Raw genomic sequence first — 26,871 nt, 5'->3', positions numbered from 1 at the left:
GTGCGCGATCCACGGGGACAGATCGCAACCGTATACTGCGCATTCTTTGAATGCCTATCGGAAGCCCCCTGCATGTCTTACACGCCCGGCGATATCTACGTCACGTTCAACCGCCGCCTGCAGGCCTACACCGCCTCGCAGATCACGCACGTGAAGGGTGACGGCGCGGACGCCGAGATCGCGGTGCTGAGCCTGGACTGGGTGGGCAGCGCGTTGCCCGGCGACGCCGACATCGCCGCGATGCGGCCGGCGCACTTCGATTTCTACTTCTGGCGCGACCGCGTGGACCATACGTGGATCAGCGGGCCGGTGCCCGCGCATGCCAAGCACGTGGGCTGGCGCGATCCGCTCGTGACCGAGGAGTCACGCTCGTATTCAGGCGGCTGGTCCAGTGGCGACATGCTCTACAACCAGCGCCGCTGGAACGCGATCGACGCCGGCGTCCGTGCGCGATTCAAAGCGGCCGCCCACGCGGATACGCCCGATAACACCGTAGTGCTGGAGCAACCGGGCCGCACGATCACGCGCGCCATGCGCGGCCTGGACAGCGCGGCGCTGCTCGCCGCGCCGTCGCTCGCGACGTTCGACGACATGCCCTTGCTGATCAAGCTGCACGTGGATGCGCCCGTGCCCGGGCTGATCGAATGGGCCCGCACGAAGCCGATTCTCAGCGAACTGGAATACGCCAGTTTCGGCGAGCCGGTCGTCGACCTGCGCGGCACCTCGTTCGGGCGGGTCGCGATTGACGTGACCGGCGTGCGCGAACTCTATTTGAATGACGGGCTGAACACGCTGTCGCTGCGCGGTGAGGTGCATCCCGACCTGGTCGTGCACGCCGAAGACGACGGCATGTGGTTGCGGCTGGAACGCGAAAACGCCATCTGGTCCGGCGCCGGATTGACGCGCCTTGGCGCGATCTCGCTGCGCGGCATGAAGACGCTGGACTGCGCCGAGGTCGCGCGTCTCTTTCCGCACCTGCACTCGCTGTATGTGTGGGGCGCCCCCGGCGTGGCCACCGGCATCGAGCATCTGGCGGCCCTGCGCGAGCTGGCGATGATCCTGATCAACGACGTGTTCCCGCCTGCCGAGAGGCGCCTGCCCGGGCCGGACGCCTGGCCCAAGCTGCAATCGCTCTGGCTCACGAGCATGCCCGCTGAGATCCTGGCGCAGGCCAAGAAGGACTACAAGAAAGCCGCAGCGGCGGGTCTGGATCTGGAAGTCAGCAAGCCCCGCAAGCCCGAATGGCTGGCCGCGAACCTGGACAATCCGTTTCGCGAATGGGACGGCAGCGAGCACATCACCGCCGCCCAGGCCAAGAAAGCCGCGGCGTTGTACCGCAAGACCCGCGCCGACGCCCTGAAGGCCGCTGCGACCCACGCCGCGGATGCGCAAGCGCTGATGGCGGCTCTGTCCGAGATCGTTCGGACATATACCGAAGGCTTCAACGCGCTCGACCGGCGCACCGGCTTCATCGAAACGGTGGAACGCGATCAGATCTACGTGGCGCTGATGGGCATCCTGGACGCCGTCCAGGCCAAGCTCATCGAGGACGCGGGTGAAGACGCGGCCGTGCTGGATCGCGATGCGCTGGATCGTGCGGTGGATGAGGTGCGGGACTTTTAAGGACAGCGACATTGCGGGCCGGTATCGCCAATGTCGAGGGTGGTGACGCGGCCCGGGGCGTTCTCGGCGCCAGCCCTAGGGAAATCCCGGGGCTAGCCTGGCCCTTGCCCTTCCCCTAGAATTTGCCCTGCCTTCAAGCATTGAAGGTCGGTCCGGTTAGTTCCAAAGGCGCAACTGCCAGCAAGGCCGCTCAGTATTTCTCGTCGACAACGGCGTCGACATCCTGCCGGGTTCTCGGCATACCCACACACCTACACACGTCTACGCGACTTTCGGCGTCGGCCTCTGCACGTCCCTGCACTTCGCGCGGGGCGCCAGACCGCACGCGCCGCAAGCGCTCAAGGGGCCATCAACATGAGCATGAACCGCCGTCAGTTCCTCTCGTCCACCGCTGCCACCGCCGCCTCCGCCACCCTGATGGGACTCACCGGCTCGCGCGCCTTTGCGGCTGGCGAGGAGAAAATCAATGTCGCCGCCATTTACGATCTGTCGGGAGGCCTGGACATCTACGGCAAGCCGGTGATGGACGCGCTGCGGTTCGCGGCCGAGGAAATCAACGCCAAGGGCGGTCTGCTGGACAAGCAGATCAACTTCATCGCCTACGACGCGCAATCGAATATGCAACTTTATGCGCAATTCGCGCAGCAGGCCGCGCTGCGCGACAAGGCCGCCGTGGTCCACGCCGGTATTACCTCGGCTTCGCGTGAGGTCGTGCGGCCGGTGCTCAACCGCTATCGCACGCTGTACTTCTACAACAATCAGTATGAAGGCGGCGTCTGCGACCGCAATTACTTCGCGGCCGGCGTGACGCCAGCGCAGACAGTGCAGAAGCTCGCACCGTACGCCGTCAAGCAATGGGGCAAGAAGGTGTACATCGTGGCGGCCGACTACAACTACGGCCAGATCGTGTCCAACTGGGTGCGCAAGTACGCAGCCGATGTCGGCGGCCAGACCGTCGCCACGGAATTCTTCCCGCTGGACGTGACCGATTTCGGCGCTGCCATTTCCAAGATCCAGGCTGCCTCGCCGGACTTCGTCTGGTCGGGTCTGGTGGGCGGCGCGCACATGTCCTTCTATCGCCAATGGAAGGCCACCGGCATGACAGGAAAAATCCCGCTCGCCTCGACCACCTTTGCCGGTGGCAATGAACACATCGTGCTGTCGCCCGAAGAATGCAACGGCTTCCTCGTTTGCCAGAACTACCTGCAGGAGCTGCCTGGCGCCGCCAACGCCGACTTCGTCAAGCGCTTCCATGCCCGTTACGGCGCCGACTATCCCTACATCACCGAACTGGCCATGGGTGCTTATCAGGGCTTCATGCTGTGGGCCGAAGGCGTGCGCAAGGCCGGCTCGATCGACCGCATCAAGGTCATCGAAGCGCTGGAATCGGGCATCGCCATCGATGCGCCGAGCGGCCGCGTGTCGCTGGACCCCGCCACGCACCACTGCACGCTGGACGTGCACATCGCGGAAGTCCGTGACCGCAAGCTCAATCTGATCGAGAGCTTCCCGCAGCAGAAGCCCGGCGACACCGCCGCGGTCTGCGACCTGATCAAGAACCCGGCGGACAACCGTCAATACGCCATCAAGTTCTGAGCGTTCCATGGATCTCGTTGCCATTTATGCCATCGATATCCTGGGTGCGATCGCCATCCTGGCGCTGTTGAGCGTCGGGTTGGCGGTGGTGTTCGGGATGATGAAGATCATCAATCTCGCCCACGGCGAATTCATGATGTTGGGCGGCTATGTCGCCATCCTTGCCACCAATCAATGGGGCGTGCCGATCTGGATCTCCATGCTGGTGCTCGCGCCGTTGATCGTTGGCATCTTCGGCGTGCTTGTGGAACACCTGCTGGTGCGTCATCTGTATGGCCGCATGATCGACACCATGCTCGCGACCTGGGGCTTGTCCCTTGCCGTCATCGGGCTGGCCACCATGGTCTTCGGAAACACCACCGTCGGCATTTCGTCGCCTCTGGGCGGCATTGCCATCGGCGCGCGCCAAGCCAGCGGGTATACCTTGTTTCTGATCGCGCTGGCCGCCGGCGTGATGCTCGCGTTGTGGTGCCTGCTGCGTTTTACCGATTTCGGCCTGCGGGCCCGGGCCTGCATGCAGAACGCCGCGATGGCCAACGCGCTGGGCATGAACCCCAATGGCGTCTACAAGATGACCTTCGGTCTGGGCGCCGCCTTGTCCGGTCTGGCCGGCGCCGTGCTCGCCCCGCTCACGGGCGTCATCCCGACCATCGGCGCGGCCTACATCGCCAAGGCCTTCATCACGGTCATCAGCGGCGGGGGCGCCGTCATCGCCGGCACGGTCAGCGCGTCGGGCTTCTTCGGCGCCATCAGCCAAGGAGTGACATTTCTTGCCACGCCGGTTTACGGCCAGGTGGCCTTGCTGCTGGCCGCCATCGTGCTGATCCGTCTTTTGCCGCAAGGCATTACCGGGCGATTTTTCAAGCGAGCGATCTGATGCGTGTACCTGTGATTTCTCTGGCGCTGGGCGTGGTGGCCGTCGCGGCCGCGATCATGTTGCCCACCGTCGTCGACATGTTCAGCCTCTTGTCCATGACGGTCTACCTCGTCATGGCCTTGCTTGCGCTGAGCCTGGCCTTTGTCTGGGGTCACGGCGGCATCCTGTGTTTCGGGCAGGCCGCCTTCTTTGGTCTGGGCGCTTATGCCTGGGCGATCGGCGCCTTCAACTTCGGACCGGACCTGGTCGCGATGGCCTTGGCCGTCGCCGTGCCGGCGGCTTTTGCCGCCCTGCTCGGCTACTTCATGTTCTACGGCAAGATCAGCGACGTTTATCTTGGCGTCATCACGCTGGCCGTGACCTTGATCCTGTTCAACCTGATGAATTCGACCTCAGGCGACAGCTATCGCATCGGCGAAGCGCTGCTGGGCGGATTCAATGGCATTCCGTCGATCCCGCCGCTGACGCTCCCGGGCGCGACAGAGCCCCTTTCGCCCGAAGGCACGTTCACACTGGCCGCCCTTACCCTCATCGGGGCATACTTTGGCCTGCGCGCAATCATGGCCTCGCGCTTTGGTCGCGTGGTTGCCGCGGTACGTGAAAACGAACAGCGCGCCCTGCTGCTGGGCTACAACGCCAGCCTGTACAAGTTGGCCGCGTTCACGCTGGGCGGCGCGCTGGCCGGCCTGGCCGGCATGCTGTACGCCAACTGGGGCGCCTTCGTCAGCCCCGGCGTGTTCGGTCTGTCGCAGTCGGCGCAAATCATCATTTGGGTGATCGTCGGGGGCCGCGGCACGCTGATCGGCCCCATCATCGCCTGCGTGGCGCTGCAAGCCATGGTCACGGAACTGGGTGCGCAGCACACCGTGGACACCGGCCTGGTTCTTGGCCTCATCCTGATTTTCTTCGTTCTGTTGATCCCGCGCGGCCTGGCCCCGACGGTGCTCGACGCTTGCCGCCGCGCAGTGCGCCCGGCCAAGGAGCAAGCATGAGCACACCGCTGTTGGAAACCCAGGCCCTGGGTGTGAGTTTTGGCGGCGTGCACGCTGTGCGAAATGTCGATTTCCGACTGGAGCGCGGCGAAGTGCGCTGCCTGATCGGCCCGAACGGCGCCGGCAAAAGCACCTTCTTCAAGATGCTATCCGGCCAGTTGCAGCCGAGCCGCGGCGACATCCGCTTCAAGGGCCAACCCCTGCGCGGTCTGGCCACGCACGAGGTGGCGCGCCTGGGCATCGGCATCAAGACTCAGGTGCCCAGCGTCTTCGAAGGGCTGGACGTGCGCGAGAACCTGCGGCTGGCCGCGGCGCGGCGCGCCGACGGCGAGCCGGACGCCATTGCGGCGCAAGTGCTGGCCGAAATCGGCCTGGATGCGCTGGCCCGCACGCCAGTCAATGCGCTCGCTCACGGCCAACGCCAATGGGTGGAACTGGGCATGATCCTGGCGTCGCGGCCCGAGCTGGTGCTGCTGGATGAACCGGCAGCCGGCATGACGCACCAAGAGACACGCAAGACCGCCGACCTGATAGCCGCCATCAACCGCCACAGCACCGTGGTCGTGGTCGAGCACGACATGGCCTTCATCCGCCTGATCGCGGGCCGCATCACCGTCTTCAACCAAGGCGAAGTGCTGGCCGAAGGCAGCTTCGACGACATCATGGCGCATGCCGAAGTGCGTGCCGCCTATCTGGGCAAGCAAGGAGAAAAACATGCTCCAGGCGCATGACCTGAAAGCCGGCTACGGCCGCATCCCGGTGTTGCATGGCGTGAGCTTCGGCATGGCCGCCGGCGAATTCACCGGCATTCTGGGCCGCAACGGCATGGGCAAGACAACGTTGTTGCGCACGTTGATGGGCGAGCTGCCCCTTACCGGCGGCGACCTGACGCTGGCCGACCGAAAGATCGGCACGCTTGCTCCGCATGCCCGCGCCCGCCAGGGCCTCGGGTTCGTGCCGCAGGGGAGGCAGATCTTCCCGGCACTGAGCGTCGCCGAAAATTTGCGCATGGGTTGCGTGAAAAACCTGCGCGGCGCCGAAGCCATGATCGCCACGGTGCTGAAGGTGTTTCCGCGTCTGCAACGTCTGCTTGATCGTCCCGGTGGCAGCCTGTCGGGCGGCGAACAGCAATTGCTGGCGCTGGCCCGCTGCCTGTGCGGCGAACCCAGGCTGATGCTGCTGGACGAACCCACCGAAGGCATCCAGCCTTCGATCTGCGACGAAATCGTCGAGGCGTTGCAGACCCTGCGCGCCTCGCATGGCATCGCCATCCTGCTGGTCGAACAGGACATCGATTTCCTGTGCGCGCTTTCCGACCGCATCCTGGTGCTGGAAAAGGGCGAGCTGATCGCCGACATTCCCACCGCCACCACTACTCCCCAAGAGATCGCCCGGCGTTACGGCGGTCTGCAATCCTGAACCGGAATCCGAGATGTCCCTTCCCCGTCCCACTCTGGAAGCACTGGACCAGGCCGCGCGTCGCATTGGCCTGAATCTGGACGATGCCACGTTGCGTGCCTACGAACGCATCCTGGAGGCCACCTTCGCCGAGTACGACCAGGTGGATGCCCTGATCGATCAGCCGCCGGTGGTGCGCTATCCGCGCACACCGGGCGTCCAGCCCGAGGACAATCCGCTCAATGCCTGGTATGTGCGTACCGAGATCGACGGCCGCCCCGGCGGTCCGCTGGCCGGCAAGCGGGTGGTGCTCAAAGACAATGTCTGCCTGGCCGGCGTGCCCATGATGAATGGCGCGGCTACCTTGCGCGGTTATGTGCCCGACCAGGACGCCACGGTTGCCACCCGCATTCTGGACGCTGGCGGCCGCATCGTCGGCAAAGCCCATTGCGAATATTTCTGCGTATCGGGCAGCAGCCATACCAATGCAACCGGCCCGGTGCGCAACCCGCGCATGCCCGAGCATTCGGCGGGCGGATCGTCGTCCGGCGCGGCGGCGCTGGTCGGCGCCGGCGAAGCCGACATGGCCATCGGCACGGACCAGGGCGGTTCGGTGCGTATTCCAGCCGCCTACTCCGGCATCTATGGGATGAAGCCCACACATGGCCTCATTCCCTATACCGGCATCATGCCGATCGAAATGACGCTGGATCACGCCGGCATCATGACGGCAACGGTGGCCGACAATGCCCTGCTGCTCGACGCCATCGCCGGCAGCGACGGGCTGGATCCGCGCCAGCAGAACCTGCCGGCCGAGCGCGGGTCGTATTGCGAGGCGTTGGGGCTCGCCCTCAAGGGCTTGCGCGTCGGCGTGGTGCCCGAAGGCTTTGGGTGGCACAACAGCGAAACCGTGGTTGACGATGCAGTGCGCCAAGCCGCCGCCAAGCTGGCCGCGCTTGGGGCTGAAGTGATCGAGCTGTCGGTGCCGCTACACCGCAAGGGCCATGCCATCTGGACCCCCATCGCGGTCGAAGGCACGACCCAACAAATGAAGGGTTTCAACTACGGTAGCAACTGGAAAGGCCTGTATGTCACCGGCCTGATGCAGGCGCAACGCCACTGGCAAGATCATGCCGACGACTTCCCGCATGACGTCAAGACCTGCCTCCTGGCCGGCGAATACTTCTACGCACGCTACGGTGGCCAGTACTATGGCAAGGCGCAAAACCTCGCGCGCCGCCTGCGCCAGGCCTATGATCAGGCTCTGGATCGTGTCGACATGCTGTTGATGCCGACGGTGCCCATGCGCGCACCGCGCCTCATCGATGCCGGCGCGGCGCCGGACCTCTTTGTGACCCGCGCCCTTGAAATGAACGCCAACACCGCGCCCTTTGACGTCACCGGCCATCCGGCCATTTCCGTGCCCTGCGCCCTGCGAGACGGCTTGGCGGTCGGCATGATGCTGGTGGGCCGTCATTTCGACGAAGCGACGCTGTATCGTGCGGCCCATGCTTTCGAGCGCTCGCTCGACTGGACGTCGCTGTGACGACCACCACCGGCCATCGCGTCGGCCTGCTGTTCTCGCACGAGAGCCTGACAGCGGCGACCGAGATCACCCAGGAAAACGCCACGCTGCTGGCTATCGACGAGGTCAATGCCGCCGGCGGCATTGATGGCGCGCCGCTCGTCCCAGTCAGCGCCCGCGTGGGCGCCCAGCCGGCCGACTATCGCGAGGCCGCCGAACGGCTCTGCGATCGCGAACGCGTGCCGCTGATCTTCGGCACCCATATGTCCAGCACCCGCAAGGCCGTGCTGCCGGTCGTGGAAAGCCGCCGCGCCCTGCTGTTCTACGCCACGCTCTACGAGGGATTCGAGTATTCGCCCTATTGCTTCTATGGCGGCTCCGTTCCCAATCAGAACTCAGTGCAGCTGGCCAGCTACGTGATCCGTCACTTTGGCAATCGGGTCCTGTTCATCGGCGGCCAGTACGTCTACCCGCGCGAGTCGAATCGCATCATGCGCGAGCTATACGAGCAGGCGGGCGGCGAAGTGGTCGACGAGGTCTACCTGCCGCTGAACGCACCGCAGGAACACCTTGCCGAAGTCCTCAAGCGCGCCGTGGCGTTGCGTCCGGACGCGATCTACTCGACCATGGTCGGACGGGACATCGTCAAGCTGTATCGGGCCTACCGCGAGCTGGAGTTGGATCCGGCGCGCATGCCCATCGTCAGCCTCGCCACCAACGAGACCGACGTGGCGGCGCTCACTGCCGAACAGGCCGAAGGCCACATCACGGCCGCGCCGTACTTCGCTTCGCTGGACACCGCGCCCAGCCGCCGGTTCGCCCAGGCCTACCATGCGCGCTTCGGCGAAGACAGCCCGATCACGGCGGGCGCCGAAGCCGCCTATTCCCAGGTCCATCTCGTCGCCGACGCCGCGCGCCGCGCGGGCGGTCTTGCCGTGCCCGATCTGGTAAGGGCTCTGGACGGTGCCCAATTCCAGGCGCCCCAAGGTCTCGTCACCATCGACGGCGACACGCAACACACTTCGCTCTGGCCGCGCATCGCCCGCATTGATGCCCAACGGCAGTTCCAGATTATCTACGCCGCGCGTGCCGCGGTGCGGCCGGTGCCGTACCTCGTGGACCATGCGCTGGATCCCCAGGCCCTGACCCTGCCGTGACTGCCTACCTGAACCGGCCGGGTCGCAGCACCACGGCGCTCCGCGAACTCAACGGCCTGCGCGTGCTGGTCCTGCACCCGCAGGACGCCGAATCTCGCCTGTTGATGTCGCATCTGAAGCGCATCGGCTGTGTGCCGACCCAGCAATGGCCGCTGCCCGATACGCTCTGCTCCGATGCCGACGTAGTCGTTCTACCCATCGAAGAAGACTATCGCGAAGCCATTCAGAAGCTGGCCGACGGCCTGAACGCGCTGAGCCCGCCGCTGGTCGGCATCGTCGAATACGAGAATCCGGCCACGCTGCAACTGGTTCTGCATAGCGGCTGCACCGGTGTCATCGAACGGCCGATCCGCCCCTTTGGCCTGTTGACCCAGCTACTGCTGGCGCGCACCGCCTGGCGCCAGCAGGCCGCCACAATGGCCCATATGCGCAAACTCGAAGGGCGTTATGCCGCCGTCAGCAAGGTTGCCACGGCCAAGACGCTATTGATCGCGCGTGAAGGCATTACCGAAAACGAAGCGCACCGTCGTATCCAGAGCCGCGCCATGGCGACGCGATCATCGCTGGAAGACGTAGCGCAAACCATCATCAACGAGTTCTCCTGATCCCATGTCCGCCTTCTCCTTCCAGACCGTCCCCCACATTCTCGTCGAACCCGGCCTGGCTCGCCGCCTGGGCGCCCTGCTGCGCGAGCGCCATGCGGGCGCACGTGCGGTGTTGGTCTCCGACAACTTTCTCAATCGCAGCGGCGCGCTGCAACCGGCGCTGACCAGTCTGGCGGCCAGCGGCTGGCAGACGTTGGTTATCGACGACGTGGTCGCCGACCCGCCCGAAGCCGTGGTCCAAGCAGCAGCCGAACGCGCCCGCGCGTTCGACGCGGATGTGGTCATCGGTTTTGGCGGCGGTTCGTCCATGGACGTGGCCAAGCTGGTGGCCTTGTTGTGCAATAGCGATCAGCCGCTGCATGCCATGTATGGCGTCAACCAGGTGCAAGGCCAGCGATTGCCGCTGATTCAGGTGCCGACCACGGCCGGCACGGGCTCGGAGGTCACGCCCATCTCGATCGTGACCACCGGCGCCACCACCAAGAGCGGCGTGGTCGCGCCGCAGCTCTATGCCGACGCGGCTTTTCTGGACGCCGAACTGACGGTCGGCTTGCCGCCGGCGGCCACGGCCGCCACAGGCGTCGACGCCATGGTGCATGCCATCGAAGCCTACACCAGCAAACGCCTGAAAAATCCGCTGTCCGATCACCTCGCCATCCTGGCGTTGCAGCTGCTCACTGCCAACCTAATTACGGTTTGCCGCGACGGTGCCAACCTGCAGGCGCGCTCCAACATGCTGCTGGGCGCCATGCTGGCCGGCCAGGCATTCGCCAACGCCCCCGTCGGAGGCGTGCACGCGCTCGCCTACCCGGTCGGCGGCATATTCCATGTGCCACACGGCCTGTCGAACGCGTTGGTCCTTCCCGCCGTGCTGCGTTTCAATGCGCTGGCCGCAGCGCCCCTATACGCCGAACTGGGTACAGCGGTGGGCCTGCCGCCGGCCGCGGATGCCGCGCGCGGCGCGACCACCTTTATCTCCTTTCTGGAAGACCTCATCCGCCAGGCCGAGCTGCCGCGGGGTCTTCGCGCCGTCGGCATCGTGGAATCCGACCTGCCCACGCTGGCGAGTGCCGCGATGGCGCAACAGCGCCTGCTGATGAATAATCCGGTGCCTATCGATAAGGCCCAGGCGCTCGACATCTACCGTGCCGCCTACTGACCCGGTATGTCGGCGATGGCCGCAACCCGCTTGGCGAAAATCCGCGCAACGCTGTGACTCACGGATCGGTTGGGCCAGTGCGATCTACTGTTCCTTCAACCCCAACGATTTCATCAACGGCGCGAACAGCTTCTTCTCTTCCTGCACGCGCGCGGCATAATCGGCCGCGCTCAGCGGTATTGCTTCGGCGCCCGCATCCAGAAAGCGCTTCTGGATGTCCGGCCGCGCAAGCACTTTGTTGAGTTCGGCGTTCATGCGCTCGACCACATCATCTCGGGTGCCCGAGGCGGCATACACGCCGAACAGGCTGTCCGCGAACACACCGTCGATGCCGACCTCGGAGAACGTTCGAATGTCGGGCGCCACGGCAGCGCGCTGCCGGCTTGCCACCGCCAGCACTTTCAGCTTGCCCGCTTGCACCATGGGAAAGACCGTCGCAGGGCCAAACGCGAAGTCGATCTGGCCCGCTGCCAGGTCTTGTATCGCCGGCGCCACGCCGCGATACGGCGCATGGGTAGCTTGCATGCCCGTCGCCTGCTTGAGCAGTTCGCCGGCCAGATGCGGCGTCGTGCCGTTGCCGGCCGAACCGTAATTGAGCGGATCGGGCCGCTTGCGCGCGTATTCCACGAACTCCTCGAGCGTATTGACGCCGAGCGAGGACCGGACAAACAGGAACAATTGGCTGTTGGCCAGCAAGCCAACCGGCCGCAAATCCTGCTGCGGATCGAACGGCATGTTGGCGAACATCAGCGGGTTGACCGACTCGGTCGTCGAGGGATTGAGCAGGAAGGTATGGTTGTCCTTTCCGTTGCGCGCCACCTCGGCGCCCGCCACGTTGCCGCCCGCACCGCCACGGTTCTCCACGATGACGGTCTGCTTGAAGGCCTCGGCCAAGTGCGGCTGCACGGTGCGCGCCAGCACATCGACCAGCCCGCCCGGCGCCAGTCCCACGACCAGGCGCACGGGTTTGGTGGGCCAGGCCTGAGACGGCGTCTGCGCATGGCTACCCGTCGTCCAGCCAGTCAGCGCCAGCATCATCACGGCCAGACAACGTCTACGCAGCAGCATGCGATTCTCCAGATGGGGCGTCACCCCGCAATGTCGAGCACGGTGCGTCTCGTGCCGCACCACGGTGAGCCGCCCTCATGCCTCATCGCAGCGGCGGCCCTGCATCCGCCGCCCATTCTTCACAAAAGTTTAAGCATAAAGAATCCCGGAATAACCCTAATTCCCCGGCTACGAGCGAGGCGCCTCGTTGTCGCGCTGCTCACTGACTTCCACCTTCTGAGCGGATGTGGGCGCAACTTCACGGTATGGCGCCCGCGCTCGCATGTACGCCATCGGGCTGCACTTCATCTCCGTGCGGAACGCAAAGATGAACGACGACGTGGAACCATAGCCGAGTTCCAAAGCAGTCCCCGTTACGTCGAGACCACTTTCCAATAGCTCGATGGCTCTGAACAACTTCAGCCGGCGCCGCCAGTCGCGCAGCGTCAACCCGGTTTCCGCAAGGAATTTTCTGGCCAGCGTCCGCCCGGACATCCCCAACTCCCTGCCCCAATCGTCCGGGCTCCTTTGATCGGCCGGCCGGTTGTACAAGGCTTCGCAAATGGTCAATAGCGGGCCGCTCGTCGGCCACGCCAGCACCAATGAAATCGGGATGGCACGGCACAGTTGGTCAAGCACCAACCGATACACCCGACCGAAGTATTCGTCTTCGTCCGAGCGCCCTTGAATTGCCGCCGCCTCAACGATCAACGCTTTCAACAACGCAGACACGCCAAAGACCGCCACCCCGCCCTCGGAAAGCGTGCCCCCGGGATGGTCGGCAAGCCACAGGCTGCGGTACTCGGCGCCGAGAAAAGAACCGACGCTATGAACTGTCCCAGACGGAATCCAGGCGGCCTGGTTTGGGGAGATGGCGAAAGAACGGTCGTCTGCCGTGACCATGAGGACGCCAGAGACGGCATATACGACCTGGTGCCATTCATGCGTATGCGCGGCGAAGTAATCCCGCGCGCCAATGGACTGCACCCGCATGGTCATAGGCGCCGGCGGCCGGACGTCCGCGGGGGCCGTAATGGCTTTCCACTGCATGAGCGCATTCATATGTCGCCGATTCTATATAACTTGGCAATCTGTCGATAGATCGCCTACGTAACTTTGCGTTGTAATGCCAGCTCACCTATCCCGTCCCACGCCTTTCACCGCAATGACACAACGTAGCGCCTCCCCAGGGCACGATCGCCCCGCCGTTCTGCCCGAGGGCGTTCAACAAGGCAATATCTGGCGACTGACCACCGCCCAGGCCCTGGCGGGCGCGAATTCGGTGGTCGTTTATGCAACCGGCTCCATCGTTGGCAACATGCTTGCCCCGACGCCCATGCTCGCGACCCTGCCGATTTCCATTTTTGTCGTCGGCATGGCGACATGCACGCTGCCGATGGGCGCCGTCGCCAGGCGCCACGGGCGGCGTGCGGCATTTCTGCTGGGCACCGGCGCTGGGGTGCTCACCGGCCTGCTGGCGATGCTGGCGGTCATGATCGGAAGTTTCTGGCTGTTCAGCCTGGCCACGTTCTTCGGCGGTGTCTATGCGGCAGTGGTCCTGTCCTTCCGCTTCGCCGCCGCGGACGGCGTGGAGCCCAAGCGACGGGCGCGCGCGCTATCCCTGGTCATGGCGGGTGGCGTCGCCGCCGGGGTCGTCGGGCCACAACTCGTCACCTGGACGATGAATCTGTGGCCGCCGCACATGTTTGCCGCCACGTTTCTGGCGCAAGCGGCGGTTGCAGCGATTTCCGCGTTCATTCTTCTCGGCGTCAGATTGCCCGCCCCCACTGCCGCTGAGGTCGCGGGCGGACGCCCGCTTTCCGAGATTGCGCTGCAACCGCGGTTCATCGCCGCAGTGATCGCCGGCGCGGTCTCATACATGCTCATGAACTTCCTCATGACGGCCGCACCGCTGGCAATGCACATCTGCGGCCACTCCCAGGAGTCCGCCAACCTGGGACTGCAGTGGCACGTCATTGCCATGTACGCGCCAAGTTTCTTCACCGGCAGACTGATCTCCCGCTTCGGTGCAGGACGGGTCGCCACCATGGGCCTCGTGTTGATTGGCGTGGCGGCTGCGGTGGGCCTGGGAGGTATCGACGTCATGCACTTCTGGTGGTCACTGGTCCTGCTCGGCGTGGGGTGGAACTTCGGGTTTCTGGGCGCATCCGCGCTGGTGCTGGAATGCCATCGGCCCGAGGAGAAGACACGCGTCCAGTCCCTGAACGACTTCATCGTCTTCGGCCTGATGGCAATCGGCTCCTTTTCATCCGGGGGCCTGCTGTCGGCTTTCGGCTGGAACACCGTGCTGTGGGTGTCCTTCATTCCGCTGGCGCTGTCCGTCGCCGCCCTTGGCGTTGCCATGCGTAGAAAGGCCGTCGCACAGAGCCGATGAAGCCGCGCATCCACAAAAGATTCACGCTTGACCGGCGCGCGCCGACATGACGTCAATCCGTCGCGACGAGGAGCTTGAGCCATGCTGAACAGCATGCTGTTCCTCGTCTTCGTTGCGGTAGCGGTGTACGCGCAGAACCTGACGGGCTTCGCGCTCGCTCTGGTCCTGCTCGGCCTCACCGGCGCCGCCGGAATCTTGCCGCTGCCGGATGTCGTCAATGCCGTTTCGATCATTGCAGTGGTCAACGCGGCCGTGTTTCTTTACAGGCGGCGAGCATTACGGCTGGACCGGAAATTGTGGCCGCTCCTGATTGCCAGCATGCTAGGCACGATGTTGGGGATAGCGGCCCTGGCGTGGATCATGGGTAACGCTTATGAGCTACTGCGTCTTCTGCTCGGCCTGAGCATCATTTATTGCGCCTGGATGTTGGGACGGAGCAACCAACCGCGGGCCGCTGAGTCTGCGCCAGGCGCTTTTCTTGCGGTGGGATTCCTTTCCGGTCTGATGAACGGTCTATTCGCCGCAGGCGGGCCGCCGCTTGTATTCCTGTTGTACCGGCAGCCTTGGGATCTGGCTAGAACACGGGAATCCCTGATGTTCCTCAACGGCGCCGCCGGACTGATTCGATTCGCCGTCATGATGCCGACGATCGGCTTCACCGGGCTGTCATTCGAATTGACGATAATGGCCGTGCCGATCGTGCTCTTGGTCACGATACTGACCGCACGCAGGCCGCCTCCGTTCTCGCCAGTAGTGCTGCGGTTGCTTGTGCGCACACTGCTTGCCGCAACTGGAATCATCATGAGCGTCTCGTCGATGTCCGTTCTTCAAATGACGTAGCGACCAGGCGATTCGATTCAACTGTCCGCAGCCGCGGTCAGTACCAGGCGGGACCGCGATGCGCACCTCGCCTGCACCGGGCGCGCTCGACATGGTTCCCGGCAAGTTCAGGCTCAAAAGGCTGGCGCCCGCCTACTCTGTGGCGTGCGACATCTCATGCACCAGCCCAGCCTCGAGCTGCCGCGCCACGCGTCCCAGCCCCCGATTCAACGGCCACACGATGGCCAGATCGAGACCGCCTTCCACATCGACGGGCACGACGCTGAGCCCGTGACGGCGCGCATACAGGCCGCTCATGCTGTCAAGGATGGCCACGCCCAGGCCGCGTTCCGCAAAGGCGCAGGCGGCCGAATACTGATTCACCTCGATCACCGGTAGAAACGGCAAGCGCTCCTGCTCGAACCGCCGCGCCGTCAGTGCCCCCACCTGCAAGTGACGACTGAGCGAGATGTAGGGGGTGTCCGCCAGGTCGGCCAATGCCAGACGGTGTCGATTCGCCAGCGCGTGGCCCGCCGGCATCACGGCCTGCAGGCTCAGCCGCGCCAGCGTGCGCTGGCCTACGTTTGGCAGCGCGGCCGAGCCGATCACCACGCCGATATCGATGCGTTGATCGGCCGCCAGCCCCGTCACCCCTAGCGTCATGTCCGTGCGCACGCTGACCCGCACACCGGGCTCCCGGGCCTGCAACCAGGCCATCGCGCCGGGCAGGATGCTCGCGCCCACGGCCGCAACGGCCCCCACGTCCAGTCGCGCCTGCGCCCCGCCCCGCATGCTGGCCGCCATACGTTCGGCGTTGTCCATCGCCGCCAAGGCATGGACGATCTCCGGCAGCAGCAAGCGAGCCTCGGCGGTCAGCGCCAGCCGGCGCTTTTCGCGGCTGAACAGCGCGAAGCCCAGCTTGTCTTCCAACGACTTCAGCATCGCGCTTGCCGCGGGCTGCGACATCCCGGTGGATGCAGCCGCCAAGGTGACGGAGCCGGTGCGCCCCACGGCTTCGAACAGCGCCATCTCGCGTTTATTCATGTGAACCTCGTTGTTCATACATATCTATGTATGAAATGACTCAATTTATATATTTGACTATATCAATCTGCCTGCCGGACACTGACTCCACATCACAACAGCCGGCGCGGCTTGCATGCGGCGCACGGCGACATCGCGAGGAGACACCGATGCGCACGACCCCTGGCGTATACCCACGCAGGCTGCTGGCCAGACTGCTTACTCCGCTGCTCGGCACCGTATTGCTGGCTTCGGGCGCGCCCGCGCTGTCCGAGACCCCGGCGGGCGGCACGATCCGGATCGTGGTCGGTGCGCCGCCGGGAGGCGCGCCCGACACCGTGGCCCGCATCGTGGCGCAGCACATGCAGGTGGGCGGCCGCGCCGTGATGGTGGAGAACAAGAACGGCGCCGCCTCCATGATCGCGGCGGCCTACGTGGCTCGCGCGAGGCCCGATGGCAACACCCTGCTGCTCGCCAGCCAGACGACCGTCGCCGTCGCGCCCACGCTGCAGAACGTGACAACGTTCGATCCCATGAAGGACTTCACTGGCGTGGCGCTGGTGGGCAGTGCGCCGCAAGTGCTGCTGGCCGGGCCGAAGCTGCGCGCCACCTCCGTCCAGGAGCTCATTGCCCAGGCCAAGACCGCGCCGGGCGAGATCGATTTCTGCTCGGGAGGCATCGGCACCTCGCCCTATATGGCGGCCGTCTTGTTCGCCCAGACGGCGGGCATCGAATTGCACAGCATCCCGTTTGCGGGCGAACAAGCCTGCATCACCGAAATGCTGGCGGGCCGGTTGCCGTTCATGTTCGCGAACGCCTCGACGGCCCTGCCCTACATGAAGGATCAGCGCCTGCGCGCGCTGGCCGTGACCAGCAAAGCGCGCGTCAACTTCGCGCCGCAGTTGCCGACCACGGCAGAGGCGGGCCTGAAGGACTACGAGGTCGCGACCTGGCTTGGCCTGCTTGCACCCGCCGCCACGCCGCCCGACGTGGTCAACGCGCTGAACGCGGAGGTGCGCCGCGTGCTTCGCCTGCCGGATGTGCGCGAGAAGCTGGAGGCGCAGGGTTACGCACTGTCCGATGACAGCCCGGCGGCCTTCACCCGCTATTACCAGGCCGATCGCGACAAATGGGTGCGGCTGATCCAGACCGCCGGCATCAAGCAGAACCCTTGAGCGCGGCCGCGTGTACGCCCTTTCCCCATCATCTTCCCGAGCATCCCATGAGCCGTACCCAGCTTGCCGCTACTCCCGACGACCCGCGTACCGTGCTGGGCGTCCGTCACAGCCCGGTCACCGGCACAATTCCGCCTGGCGCCTGCGATTGCCATGTGCACATCTTCGGCCCGTTCGACCGCTATCAGCTGGCCGAAAGCCGCGTGTTCATGCCGGGGCTTGCGTCGACCGATGATCTGCTTGCGCTGCACGCGGCGCTTGGGATCGACCGCGCTGTCGTCGTGCAGGCCAGCCCGCAAGGCACCGACAATCGGTGCATGACCGATGCTCTTGCCACCCTGAATGCGGCAGGCCATGCATCGCGCGGCGTCGCGGTCCTGGCGCCCGATATCTCGCGCGACGGCCTGCGCGCGCTGCATGCGGCGGGCGTGAGGGGCGCACGCGTCAACCTGCAATCATTCGGCCAGCAGGATCCGGCCATCGCGCGCGATGCGCTGGCGCGCACCGCCGAACAGGTTGCCGATCTCGGTTGGCACGTGCAGATCTACACCACGCTGCCGGTCGTGAGCGCGCTCGCACCCGCACTGCGCGACTGCCCCGTGCCCGTCGTGATCGATCATTTCGCACTGGCAAGCGCCGTGGCCGGCACGGGCCAGCCCGGCTTCGATGCGCTGCTGGAGATCGTGGCATCAGGCAATGTGTACGTGAAGCTCTCAGCGCCGTACCGCCTGACGGTCTGGCAGGATGGCCGCCCGCCCATCGAGGCGCGAGAGATCGCACGCGCCCTCATCAATACCCGGCTTGATCGCATGCTGTGGGGCACCGACTGGCCGCATTCGGGGGCTTGGCCGGGCGTGGCCCGCACGCGCGATCGCAGTGAACCGCTTCATCCGATTGACGATGGTGAACAGCTGTCGGCCTTCTGCGCGTGGGTGAGCGAAGCGGAGAGGCAGGCGATCCTGGTCGATAACGCGGCGCGGCTTTACGACTTTTGAAGGTCCAGAATACCGAATGTACGGTCCTCGTGGCCGCGTCACAGCACTACCTACCTTTCTCCTCGACGATGGAACATCCCTTGAGATTGAGACTTGCAGGGTCTTCAGGCAAGTTGAAATAGGGGCTCAGAGGATTGTCGGGAAAAGCTCGCGCATACGTAACCGATATGGGCCCCCAATAGACCTCCCTGCGGGCCTCGCATCTGAAATCTTGAATCGAGATATCACCAGCGTCATCAGCCACCGCGGCAGTCACTTTCTTGTACGTGAATCTCTGGCCGGAAAACGTACTACTTCCGGGCGTCAGTCCCTCGTCTTGAGTGACTCGCCATCTCCAGTTGCGAAAAGGCTCGTAGCTGATGCGATAAGGTGGCCCGTATACGGATTCATTGCTCGCATCGAATAGGTAAATGTGCATTCGCGAGGGCCAAAATACATTTAGCAGTACGACAGAGAGCACCACCGCGCCCCAACCGAGCCACCTTTTGCCACCAAGCAACATGATGAGCCAGCCTCCGAATGCCAGCTGGATTCCAAACCAGTTCAGCCATGGCGGAATCTCGTTATCGCTCCAAGGCCGGTATGTGACGTTATAAAATCCCGCCAGGTTGGCGACGACGGTCAGCATAGCTCCGGCGACAGCAACGCGACTCGTCAACCTCACGGTTTTAATACTGGGTGCAAACAACACGATAGATTAGCCTCCGGGTTTGAGCGTCAGTTGCAGTATTCGCCTTGGCAAATATCGGAGACCGCCAACTCACCCGAGAAAGCCCACTCGCCTGCCACATCCGCGATGCGGCGATACGATATAGAGATCGATTGCGCATTCGAATCAGACAGGTTCGAAACTTGTCATCAGGCGGGAGGCAGGTGGCAGAGAAGAACAACTGACCTCGAGTCCGTTGATCAAGACACCGTGATCCCTGCCCGGGCCTCCAAATATGTAACAGCGCCCCGCCCCCCCTTGAACCTCAGAACATCATCCCTATAATTAGCACTCGACTCCGGTGAGTGCTAACGCCTCCCGGGCAACCGACCACCTCTTTCATTTAGTTAACAGGAGTTCCTCATGGCCTTGCGTCCCCTGGGCGATCGCGTGATCGTCAAACGCCTCGAAAACGAGCGCAAGACTGCCTCGGGCATCGTCATCCCCGACAGCGCCGCTGAAAAGCCCGACCAGGGTGAAGTCGTGGCCGTCGGCCCCGGCAAGAAGACCGAAGACGGCAAGATCCTGCCGGTCGACCTGAAGGCTGGTGACAAGGTTCTGTTCGGCAAGTACGCCGGCCAGTCCGTGAAGGTTGATGGCGAAGAACTGCTCGTCATCCGCGAGGACGAAATCCTCGCCGTGGTTCAGTAAATCTCCCGCCTCAAACGAATTTTCGAAGGAAGCTAAGAAATGGCTGCCAAGCAAGTATTGTTCGGTGATGACGCTCGCGTGCGCATCGTCCGTGGCGTGAACGTTCTCGCCAACGCTGTCAAGACCACCCTGGGCCCCAAGGGTCGCAACGTCGTGCTGGAGCGCTCGTTCGGCGCCCCGACCGTGACCAAGGACGGCGTGTCCGTCGCCAAGGAAATCGAACTGAAGGACAAGTTCGAAAACATCGGCGCCCAACTCGTTAAGGACGTCGCGTCCAAGACCTCCGACAACGCCGGTGACGGCACCACGACCGCCACCGTGCTGGCCCAGGCCATCGTTCAGGAAGGCCTGAAGTACGTTGCCGCCGGTTTCAACCCCATCGACCTGAAGCGCGGCATCGACAAGGCTGTCGCCGCCGCCGTCGCCGAACTGCAAAAGCAATCCAAGCCGGTCACGACCAGCAAGGAAATCGCCCAAGTCGGTTCCATCTCGGCCAACAGCGACACCTCCATCGGCCAGATCATCGCTGACGCGATGGACAAGGTCGGCAAGGAAGGCGTCATCACCGTCGAAGACGGCAAGTCGCTGGAAAACGAGCTGGACGTCGTCGAAGGCATGCAATTCGACCGCGGCTACCTGTCGCCCTACTTCATCAACAACCCGGACAAGCAAGTTGCCGTCCTGGACGACCCGTTCGTCCTGATCTTCGACAAGAAGATCAGCAACATCCGCGACCTGCTGCCCGTGCTGGAACAAGTTGCCAAGTCGAGCCGTCCCCTGCTGATCATCGCGGAAGACGTCGAAGGCGAAGCGCTGGCCACCCTGGTTGTGAACAACATCCGTGGCATCCTGAAGACCACCGCCGTCAAGGCCCCGGGCTTCGGCGACCGCCGCAAGGCCATGCTGGAAGACATCGCCATCCTGACGGGCGGCACGGTGATCTCCGAAGAAACCGGCATGTCGCTGGAAAAGGCCGGTCTGGCTGAACTGGGCCAAGCCAAGCGCATCGAAGTGGGCAAGGAAAACACCACGATCATCGACGGCGCTGGCGACAGCAAGTCCATCGAAGCCCGCGTCAAGCAAGTGCGCGTGCAGATCGAAGAAGCCACGTCCGACTACGACCGTGAAAAGCTGCAAGAACGCGTGGCCAAGCTGGCCGGCGGCGTTGCCGTGATTCGCGTTGGCGCTGCCACCGAAGTCGAAATGAAGGAAAAGAAGGCTCGCGTCGAAGACGCCCTGCACGCCACCCGCGCTGCAGTGGAAGAAGGCGTTGTGGCTGGTGGCGGCGTTGCGCTGCTGCGCGCCAAGCAAGCCATCGCTGACCTGAAGGGCGACACGCCTGACCAGAACGCCGGCATCAAGCTGATCCTGCGCGCTGTGGAAGAGCCCCTGCGCACCATCGTCACGAACGCCGGCGAAGAAGCCAGCGTCGTGGTCAGCAACGTGCTGGGTGGCAAGGGCAACTACGGCTACAACGCCGCGACCGGCGAGTACACCGACCTGGTCGAGCAAGGCGTGCTGGATCCCACCAAGGTGACCCGCACCGCCCTGCAAAACGCTGCCTCCGTCGCCAGCCTGCTGCTGACGGCCGAAGCCGCCGTTGTTGAACTGGCTGAAGACAAGCCCGCTGCTCCGGCCATGCCCGGTGGCATGGGCGGCATGGGCGGCATGGACTTCTAAGTCCCGCTGTTCTTGCAAGGCCTCCCCGGCTTCGGCCGGGGAATGCAGTATCCGAAAAACCCCCGGTCCTTCGCCCCGGGGGTTTTTCTTTTTTGCGCACCGAAATGGCGCCCGATACTTTGCGTGTTGTTTCAGTAGCGGCAAATATCCCGGCGTTTGAAAACGTTTGCCAACAATCTGACCGTATCTGGGGCTTGTACGCGTCCCTACAATGAAGGCTCGCCCTACCGAGACATTGCGCCATGCGACTGCCCAGAACCGTTCTGCAAGTACTGCGACCCTCACAGATCGGCGGTTTGCTGATGGACTCAGCCAGGCAATGGTCCAGCCATCGCGCGTCCAGCAAGGGCGCCGCGCTGGCGCTGTACATGGTGTTTTCGCTGGCCCCGATGCTGCTGCTGGTGATTGCGGTGGCGGGCGCTTTCTTTGGCGAAGAAGCCGTGCGTTCCGAACTGTTTGCGCAGTTGCGCGACCTCATCGGCGAGCGCGGCGCCGAGGTGATCCAGACGGTACTTGCCAGTGCGCACGAATCCGGCAGCGGCTGGATTGCGGCCATGGTGTCGATCGGCGTGCTGATCTTCAGCGCCACCACCGCCTTTGCGGAATTGCAGGCCAGCCTGGATGAGTTGTGGGAAGTGCAGGCCAACCAGAAGAGCGGCATTAAAGGGCTGGTGCGAAGCCGCCTGCTGTCGTTCGGTCTGGTGCTGGTGCTGGCGCTGTTCTTGCTGGTGTCGTTGACCGTGAACGCCGCGCTTGCTGCTGCGCGCGGCATCTATGGCTCGCTCTGGGCCAATTCGACCTTCTCGATCGTGGCGGAGTGGGCGTCAAACCTGTTTTCGTTTTCGGTCGTGGCGGCGCTGTTTGCCGTGATCTTCAAGCTGCTGCCCAGCGCCAGGATTTCGTGGCCGGACGTCATCCCGGGCGCCGTCGTGACGGCCGCCCTGTTCCTGCTGGGCAAGTGGGGTATCGGGCTGTACTTGAGCCGCGGCGCCGCCGTTTCCGCGTACGGCGCGGCGGGTTCGCTGATCGCGCTGCTGCTGTGGATCTGGTATTCCGCGCAAATCTTCTTCTTTGGCGCCGTGTTCACGCGCCAGTTTGCGTTGCGGTTTGGGAAAGTGGAACGGCCGCGGCAGGCGGCCGCGCAGATGCCGCCGCGCACGTCGTCGCCGACGCCTGCACCGGCAAGCGCACACCCGGTCCCTCCAGCGTCTTCGCACATGACTCCGCAGGCGCATCCTCAAGCGCCTGCGCCGACCTATCCACAAGCGCCCTCGCAAGCGTCTTCTCAAACGCCCCCGCCTGCGCCAGTTCCCAAAAGCGAGAGCTGACTCGCCGCGATACCTGCGGCGTCCGCATCAAGGCGCGGGCGCGGTTTCCAAACCTGCCATCAGACGCAAACACTGCAGGAACACCGGCCGCAATTCCTCTGGGATTGGCGCCAGCACCTGCGCCTCCACCTCCGCGTCTCGGGGCAGGACACGCGCGAGCAGCGCCGCCCCTTCCGGCGTAATCTCCAGCGCATAAGCGCGTCCGTCTTCCGCCGACCGCGTCCGGCGCACGTACCCCTTCTTCGTCATCCGCGCGATCATTTCCGCAAAGGAATTCCGATCCAGCGCGATCAGCTCGGCGATGCGATTCTGCGTCGCGCCGGGATTTTGATAGACCGTGACCAGCAACGCCTTCTGGCGCGGGGTCAGGTCCTCGTCCGGAAACGCCTGCGTGAAAAGCGCCTCGGCCCGGAAATGCGCACGGCGCAGCAAGTGCGACGCCACATGCGTCAGGTCGAATTCCTTCAGGGTCCGGGCGGAAGCCGGTCGGGCGGATCGGGAAGCGGCGGTCATCTGGCATCCATGGAATGTGCCTGGCGATTGTAGGCGCAGCCGTCCTCGCAAATGCGCATTGACTTGGATTCGACCACTGCCTAATATCCGCCAATATAGTACGTATACGTATTTATCTGAACCGCCCTATCAGACTTCTTGGGAACACGCCGATGCCGACTCGCCAACTGCGCAACTTCCTGGACGGCCGCTTCGAAAACGGCGCGTCCACCTTCGACAAACACAGTCCGGTAAACGGGCAACTGATCGCGCAGGTGCATGAAGCCAGCCGCGAACAGGTCGACCGCGCCGTCATCGCGGCGCGGCGCGCCTTGCCCGCGTGGGCCGCGCTACCCGTGGCGGCGCGCACCGACTACCTATTGGCGCTGGCCGACGGCATCGAGCGCCGGTTCGACGACTTCCTGCAAGCCGAGATCGGCGACACCGGCAAGCCCATCGGCTGGGCCGGCAAGATCGACATCCCGCGCGGCGCGGCCAATTTCCGCACCTTTGCGGAACTGGCCCGCACGCTGGACATGGAAAGCTACATGACCGACACGCCCGACGGCCGCCAGGCGTTGAACTACGCCTACCGCAAGCCGCTCGGCGTGGTCGGCGTGATTTCGCCCTGGAACCTGCCCCTCTTGTTGCTGACGTGGAAAGTCGCGCCCGCGCTGGCGTTCGGCAACACCGTCATCATGAAGCCGTCCGAAGTCACGCCGTCCACCGCCACCCTGCTCGCCGAAGTCGCGCACGACGCCGGCCTGCCGCCCGGCGTCCTGAACCTGACGCATGGCTTTGGCCCGAACTCGGCCGGCGAGTTCATGACCACGCATCCCGACATCGACGGCATCACCTTCACCGGCGAATCCTCCACCGGCGCCGCCATCATGCGCGCCGTGGCGCCCGGCGTGAAACCCGTGTCGTTTGAGCTCGGCGGCAAGAACGCCGCACTGGTCTTCGCCGACGCCGACTTCGACGCGGCCGTCGACGGCGTCACGCGCTCGGTCTTTGCCAACTGCGGCCAGGTCTGCCTGTGCACCGAGCGTGTCTACGTCGAGCGCCCGATCTACGACCGCTTCGTCGCCGCGCTCGCGGACCGCGCGCGCGCCATGCGCATAGGCTGGCCGCTGGACCCAGACACCGAAATGGGACCGCTCGTCTCGCGCGAGCATCGCGAAAAAGTGCTGTCCTACTTCGCCCTCGCCCGTGAAGAAGGCGCAACTGTCGTCACCGGCGGCGGCGTGCCCGCCTTCGGCGACGCCCGCGATGAAGGCGCCTACGTACAACCCACCATCTGGACCGGCCTGTCCGAAGACGCCCGCTGCATCAAGGAAGAAGTCTTCGGCCCCGTCTGCCACATCGCCCCCTTCGACACCGAGGACGAAGCCATCCGCCTGGCCAACGACACCCGCTACGGCTTGGCCGCCGCCGTCTGGACCCAGAACCTCACGCGCGGCCACCGTGTCGCCCAGGCCATGCGGGTCGGCCTTGCGTGGGTCAATTGCTGGTTCCTCCGCGACTTGCGTACGCCATTCGGCGGCAGCGGCCTTTCCGGCATCGGCCGCGAAGGCGGACGCCACTCGCTGCACTTCTACACCGAACCGACCAACGTCTGCATCAAGCTCTGATATCGCGAGAACGCCCCTCAAACCTCTGCATCAAGCTCCGACAGCACTACCCCGCACCGGCAACGCCAGCATCAAGCGCTGCCACCTCGACACAAAGGACCGCAAGATGAACCAGCCTACCCCCACCGCCACCGTCGTCCCCGGCAAGGCCACGCCCCGCGGCAAGTATCCCCACATCAAACGCGCCGGCGACTTCCTGTACGTCTCCGGCACCAGCTCGCGCCTGCCCGACAACCGCATCGCCGGCGCCGAGGTCGACGCCATGGGCACCACCACGCTAGACATCCGCGAGCAGACCCGCGCCGTCATCGAGAACATCCGCGACATCCTCGCCACTGCTGGCGCCACGCTTGCCGACGTCGTCGAGATCAGCACTTTCCTGGTCAACATGAACGACTTCGGTGGATACAATCAGACCTACGGCGAGTTCTTCGACGCCGACGGTCCGGCGCGCACCACGGTTGCGGTGCACCAGTTGCCGCACCCGCATTTGCTGATCGAAATAAAGGCCGTCGCCTACAAGCCCGCCGCCCGCTAGCCGATCCCCGGCGATCCGGACAACGCACCATGGGCGGCGGCATGTCGGACTCACCCAGGGAACAGGACCATCGTCCGCGGCCACGCGCCGGGGCGGCCGCACGGATGTCGAACTTCCGCATAACGCCCAACGCGCTGAGCCACAAGCTCAAGCTGCACCAGCTTCAGATCTTCGAACGCGTCCTGGCGCGCCGCTCCCTATCGCGCGCCGCCAGCGAACTGCACCTGACGCAACCCACCGTCACCAAGGCCATCCACGACCTCGAAGCGTTCTTCGGCTCGACCTTGTTCGAACGCTCCAACCGCGGCGTCACCCCCACCGAACTCGCCCTCGTGCTGGGCCGCCGCGTGCACGCCATGATGGCCGAAGTGCGCTACATGGCCGACGACATCGACGCTGTTCTTGGCGGCGCCAGCGGCCACGTCGTCGTCGGCACTTTGATTGCCGCCTCCGCCAAGCTCCTACCCGAAGCCATCGCCCGCCTCATGACCGACCACCCCGGCATCCAGGTCACCGTCCGCGAAGGCCCCTCCGCGCAATTGCTGCCCGCGCTTGCCACCGGCGACGTGGACATCGTCGTCGGTCGCCTGCCTGGCGCGGATATGGCTTCGATCTCCGGCGTTGCTGTCGATCATCACAAGCTCTACCACGAAGACCTGTGCCTGGTCGTCGGCGCCCGTCATCCGATGGCTGGCGCCCCGGATGTGGCCTTGGCGGATTTGATGGATCACATCTGGATCCTGCCCGCACCGACGTCGCCGCTGCGTGCGTCGATAGAGCGCACGTTCTTTGACGCCGGATTGCGTTTGCCTGCGCGGCATGTTGAGTCGCTGTCTCTCTTGACCAATATCGGCGTGCTGATGCATAGCGACGCGCTGGCGCTCATTCCTTATGACGCTGCGGCGCAGTTTCTTTCGATGGGCATCCTGGCCCGGCTGCCTACCAACGTGTTTGGCGCGTTTGGCGACGTCGGGTATTCGATCAGAGCCGATCGGCCGTTGACGCCGGCTTGTCAGCGGTTGGTGGATTATTTGAAGCAGATTACGGCCCAGCGGCTGACGACGACGGACGCACCCTTGGCGGGTGCTTGAAAACGACGCGGCATCATGCCTTGTGACGCCGGCGCTTCGTAGGCCGGTGTCAGACACCTGGGAAGCATCGGCTCTGTGCGGCAGGTCAATGCTGGGGTGTCAGACACCTACGTCGGCAGACGCCTACGAAAGCAGCCACCTAGATGAGCAGACACCTGAGTAATCGCAGCCACACGCGAAGCGTCATCACGACGACGCAAGACGCCGCGTAAGCCCCACCAGGCCGCCCGCGCGGCCGCTGTGGGGCGGGCACCGCAAGCCGCTTCAAACCCGCGCCGACGCGGACAAAAACCTCAAGAACCCAACCCGCCCCACGGACCGCCAAGCTGATTTCATCGCAGCCGGGTGCGGCGTCGGCCTGGGGC

24 protein-coding genes and 1 pseudogene are annotated in these 26,871 nt (G+C 64.5%); 20 read left to right on the top strand and 5 right to left on the bottom strand.

Annotated features, from left to right (window positions below; all coding sequences use genetic code 11):
• Positions 1-72 precede the first annotated feature (72 nt).
• From B2W22_RS09620 to B2W22_RS09575, 10 genes are all read left to right on the top strand, one after another.
• Entirely contained in the window at positions 73-1,623 is a 1,551-nt protein-coding gene (locus B2W22_RS09620) for a hypothetical protein (RefSeq protein ID WP_286937373.1), read from the top strand.
• A gap of 354 nt (positions 1,624-1,977) precedes the next feature.
• Positions 1,978-3,219, top strand: a complete 1,242-nt coding sequence (locus B2W22_RS09615; protein ID WP_175122608.1) for an ABC transporter substrate-binding protein — start codon at positions 1,978-1,980, stop codon at positions 3,217-3,219.
• 7 nt (positions 3,220-3,226) lie between these two features.
• On the top strand, positions 3,227-4,096 hold the full coding sequence (locus B2W22_RS09610) for an ABC transporter permease subunit (protein ID WP_175122607.1): 870 nt from the start codon (positions 3,227-3,229) through the stop codon (positions 4,094-4,096).
• A complete protein-coding gene (locus B2W22_RS09605) occupies positions 4,096-5,088 on the top strand; it encodes an ABC transporter permease subunit (RefSeq protein ID WP_175122606.1) in 993 nt (330 codons plus the stop codon). Before B2W22_RS09610 ends, B2W22_RS09605 begins: the two co-directional genes overlap by 1 nt.
• Complete coding sequence (locus tag B2W22_RS09600) at positions 5,085-5,819, top strand: ATP-binding cassette domain-containing protein (protein WP_175122605.1); 735 nt, start codon at positions 5,085-5,087, stop codon at positions 5,817-5,819. The genes B2W22_RS09605 and B2W22_RS09600 overlap by 4 nt, the downstream gene beginning before the upstream one ends.
• Positions 5,803-6,507 (top strand): ABC transporter ATP-binding protein, encoded by a 705-nt coding sequence (locus B2W22_RS09595; RefSeq protein WP_175122604.1) that lies wholly within the window; start codon positions 5,803-5,805, stop codon positions 6,505-6,507. Before B2W22_RS09600 ends, B2W22_RS09595 begins: the two co-directional genes overlap by 17 nt.
• Positions 6,508-6,520: 13 nt before the next feature.
• Positions 6,521-8,032: an amidase gene (locus B2W22_RS09590; RefSeq protein WP_175122603.1), complete on the top strand. Its 1,512-nt coding sequence runs from the start codon at positions 6,521-6,523 to the stop codon at positions 8,030-8,032.
• Entirely contained in the window at positions 8,029-9,168 is a 1,140-nt protein-coding gene (locus B2W22_RS09585) for a transporter substrate-binding domain-containing protein (protein ID WP_175122602.1), read from the top strand. Before B2W22_RS09590 ends, B2W22_RS09585 begins: the two co-directional genes overlap by 4 nt.
• Positions 9,165-9,773, top strand: coding sequence for an ANTAR domain-containing response regulator (locus B2W22_RS09580; protein WP_175122601.1), 609 nt, complete (start codon positions 9,165-9,167; stop codon positions 9,771-9,773). The genes B2W22_RS09585 and B2W22_RS09580 overlap by 4 nt, the downstream gene beginning before the upstream one ends.
• A 4-nt stretch (positions 9,774-9,777) precedes the next feature.
• Complete coding sequence (locus B2W22_RS09575) at positions 9,778-10,932, top strand: iron-containing alcohol dehydrogenase (RefSeq protein ID WP_175122600.1); 1,155 nt, start codon at positions 9,778-9,780, stop codon at positions 10,930-10,932.
• An 84-nt stretch (positions 10,933-11,016) separates the two neighbouring features.
• Here B2W22_RS09575 and B2W22_RS09570 read toward each other — a convergent pair whose 3' ends face one another.
• Positions 11,017-12,000 (bottom strand): Bug family tripartite tricarboxylate transporter substrate binding protein, encoded by a 984-nt coding sequence (locus B2W22_RS09570; RefSeq protein WP_175122599.1) that lies wholly within the window; start codon positions 11,998-12,000, stop codon positions 11,017-11,019.
• Positions 12,001-12,168: 168 nt separating this feature from the next.
• Positions 12,169-13,029: an AraC family transcriptional regulator gene (locus B2W22_RS09565; RefSeq protein WP_175122598.1), complete on the bottom strand. Its 861-nt coding sequence runs from the start codon at positions 13,027-13,029 to the stop codon at positions 12,169-12,171.
• Positions 13,030-13,144: 115 nt separating this feature from the next.
• Here B2W22_RS09565 and B2W22_RS09560 point away from each other — a divergent pair, with 115 nt between their 5' ends.
• Together B2W22_RS09560 and B2W22_RS09555 are read left to right on the top strand one after the other, a co-directional pair.
• Positions 13,145-14,374, top strand: a complete 1,230-nt coding sequence (locus B2W22_RS09560; RefSeq protein ID WP_175122597.1) for an MFS transporter — start codon at positions 13,145-13,147, stop codon at positions 14,372-14,374.
• Positions 14,375-14,455: 81 nt separating this feature from the next.
• Positions 14,456-15,214 (top strand): TSUP family transporter, encoded by a 759-nt coding sequence (locus B2W22_RS09555; protein ID WP_175122596.1) that lies wholly within the window; start codon positions 14,456-14,458, stop codon positions 15,212-15,214.
• A gap of 132 nt (positions 15,215-15,346) precedes the next feature.
• On the opposite strand, the gene B2W22_RS09550 is transcribed toward B2W22_RS09555, so the two are convergent.
• Complete coding sequence (locus tag B2W22_RS09550) at positions 15,347-16,237, bottom strand: LysR family transcriptional regulator (RefSeq protein WP_175122595.1); 891 nt, start codon at positions 16,235-16,237, stop codon at positions 15,347-15,349.
• Between the two features lie 149 nt (positions 16,238-16,386).
• Here B2W22_RS09550 and B2W22_RS09545 point away from each other — a divergent pair, with 149 nt between their 5' ends.
• On the top strand, positions 16,387-17,391 hold the full coding sequence (locus B2W22_RS09545) for a tripartite tricarboxylate transporter substrate-binding protein (protein ID WP_175122594.1): 1,005 nt from the start codon (positions 16,387-16,389) through the stop codon (positions 17,389-17,391).
• A 47-nt stretch (positions 17,392-17,438) separates the two neighbouring features.
• The gene (locus B2W22_RS09540) at positions 17,439-18,386 is read left to right on the top strand and encodes an amidohydrolase family protein (RefSeq protein ID WP_175122593.1); all 948 of its coding nucleotides are present in this window, start codon (positions 17,439-17,441) and stop codon (positions 18,384-18,386) included.
• A gap of 46 nt (positions 18,387-18,432) precedes the next feature.
• On the opposite strand, the gene B2W22_RS09535 is transcribed toward B2W22_RS09540, so the two are convergent.
• The gene (locus B2W22_RS09535; RefSeq protein ID WP_175122592.1) at positions 18,433-19,014 is read right to left on the bottom strand and encodes a hypothetical protein; all 582 of its coding nucleotides are present in this window, start codon (positions 19,012-19,014) and stop codon (positions 18,433-18,435) included.
• A gap of 444 nt (positions 19,015-19,458) precedes the next feature.
• On the opposite strand from B2W22_RS09535, the gene groES reads away from it, so the two are divergent.
• The 3 genes and pseudogenes from groES to B2W22_RS09520 form a co-directional block, all read left to right on the top strand.
• Positions 19,459-19,746: a co-chaperone GroES gene (groES, locus tag B2W22_RS09530; protein ID WP_006221616.1), complete on the top strand. Its 288-nt coding sequence runs from the start codon at positions 19,459-19,461 to the stop codon at positions 19,744-19,746.
• A gap of 39 nt (positions 19,747-19,785) precedes the next feature.
• A complete protein-coding gene (gene groL / locus B2W22_RS09525; RefSeq protein WP_175122591.1) occupies positions 19,786-21,426 on the top strand; it encodes a chaperonin GroEL in 1,641 nt (546 codons plus the stop codon).
• Between the two features lie 242 nt (positions 21,427-21,668).
• A pseudogene (locus tag B2W22_RS09520) lies at positions 21,669-22,562 on the top strand (YihY/virulence factor BrkB family protein); the annotation flags it as partial.
• Between the two features lie 219 nt (positions 22,563-22,781).
• Here the strand turns inward: B2W22_RS09520 and B2W22_RS09515 are convergent.
• A complete protein-coding gene (locus B2W22_RS09515) occupies positions 22,782-23,267 on the bottom strand; it encodes a MarR family winged helix-turn-helix transcriptional regulator (RefSeq protein WP_175122589.1) in 486 nt (161 codons plus the stop codon).
• A 152-nt stretch (positions 23,268-23,419) separates the two neighbouring features.
• Here B2W22_RS09515 and B2W22_RS09510 point away from each other — a divergent pair, with 152 nt between their 5' ends.
• The 3 genes from B2W22_RS09510 (at position 23,420) to B2W22_RS09500 (ending at position 26,506) form a co-directional block, all read left to right on the top strand.
• Positions 23,420-24,877: a 2-hydroxymuconic semialdehyde dehydrogenase gene (locus B2W22_RS09510; RefSeq protein WP_286937366.1), complete on the top strand. Its 1,458-nt coding sequence runs from the start codon at positions 23,420-23,422 to the stop codon at positions 24,875-24,877.
• A 106-nt stretch (positions 24,878-24,983) separates the two neighbouring features.
• On the top strand, positions 24,984-25,415 hold the full coding sequence (locus tag B2W22_RS09505; protein WP_175122587.1) for a RidA family protein: 432 nt from the start codon (positions 24,984-24,986) through the stop codon (positions 25,413-25,415).
• 29 nt (positions 25,416-25,444) lie between these two features.
• Entirely contained in the window at positions 25,445-26,506 is a 1,062-nt protein-coding gene (locus tag B2W22_RS09500; RefSeq protein WP_286937363.1) for a LysR substrate-binding domain-containing protein, read from the top strand.
• The last annotated feature ends 365 nt before the right edge of the window (positions 26,507-26,871 follow it).

It is taken from the genome of Achromobacter sp. UBA4530 (assembly GCF_002388205.1).
Lineage (GTDB): Bacteria > Pseudomonadota > Gammaproteobacteria > Burkholderiales > Burkholderiaceae_B > Achromobacter > Achromobacter animicus.
This window is presented reverse-complemented; position numbering and strand designations above follow the sequence as displayed.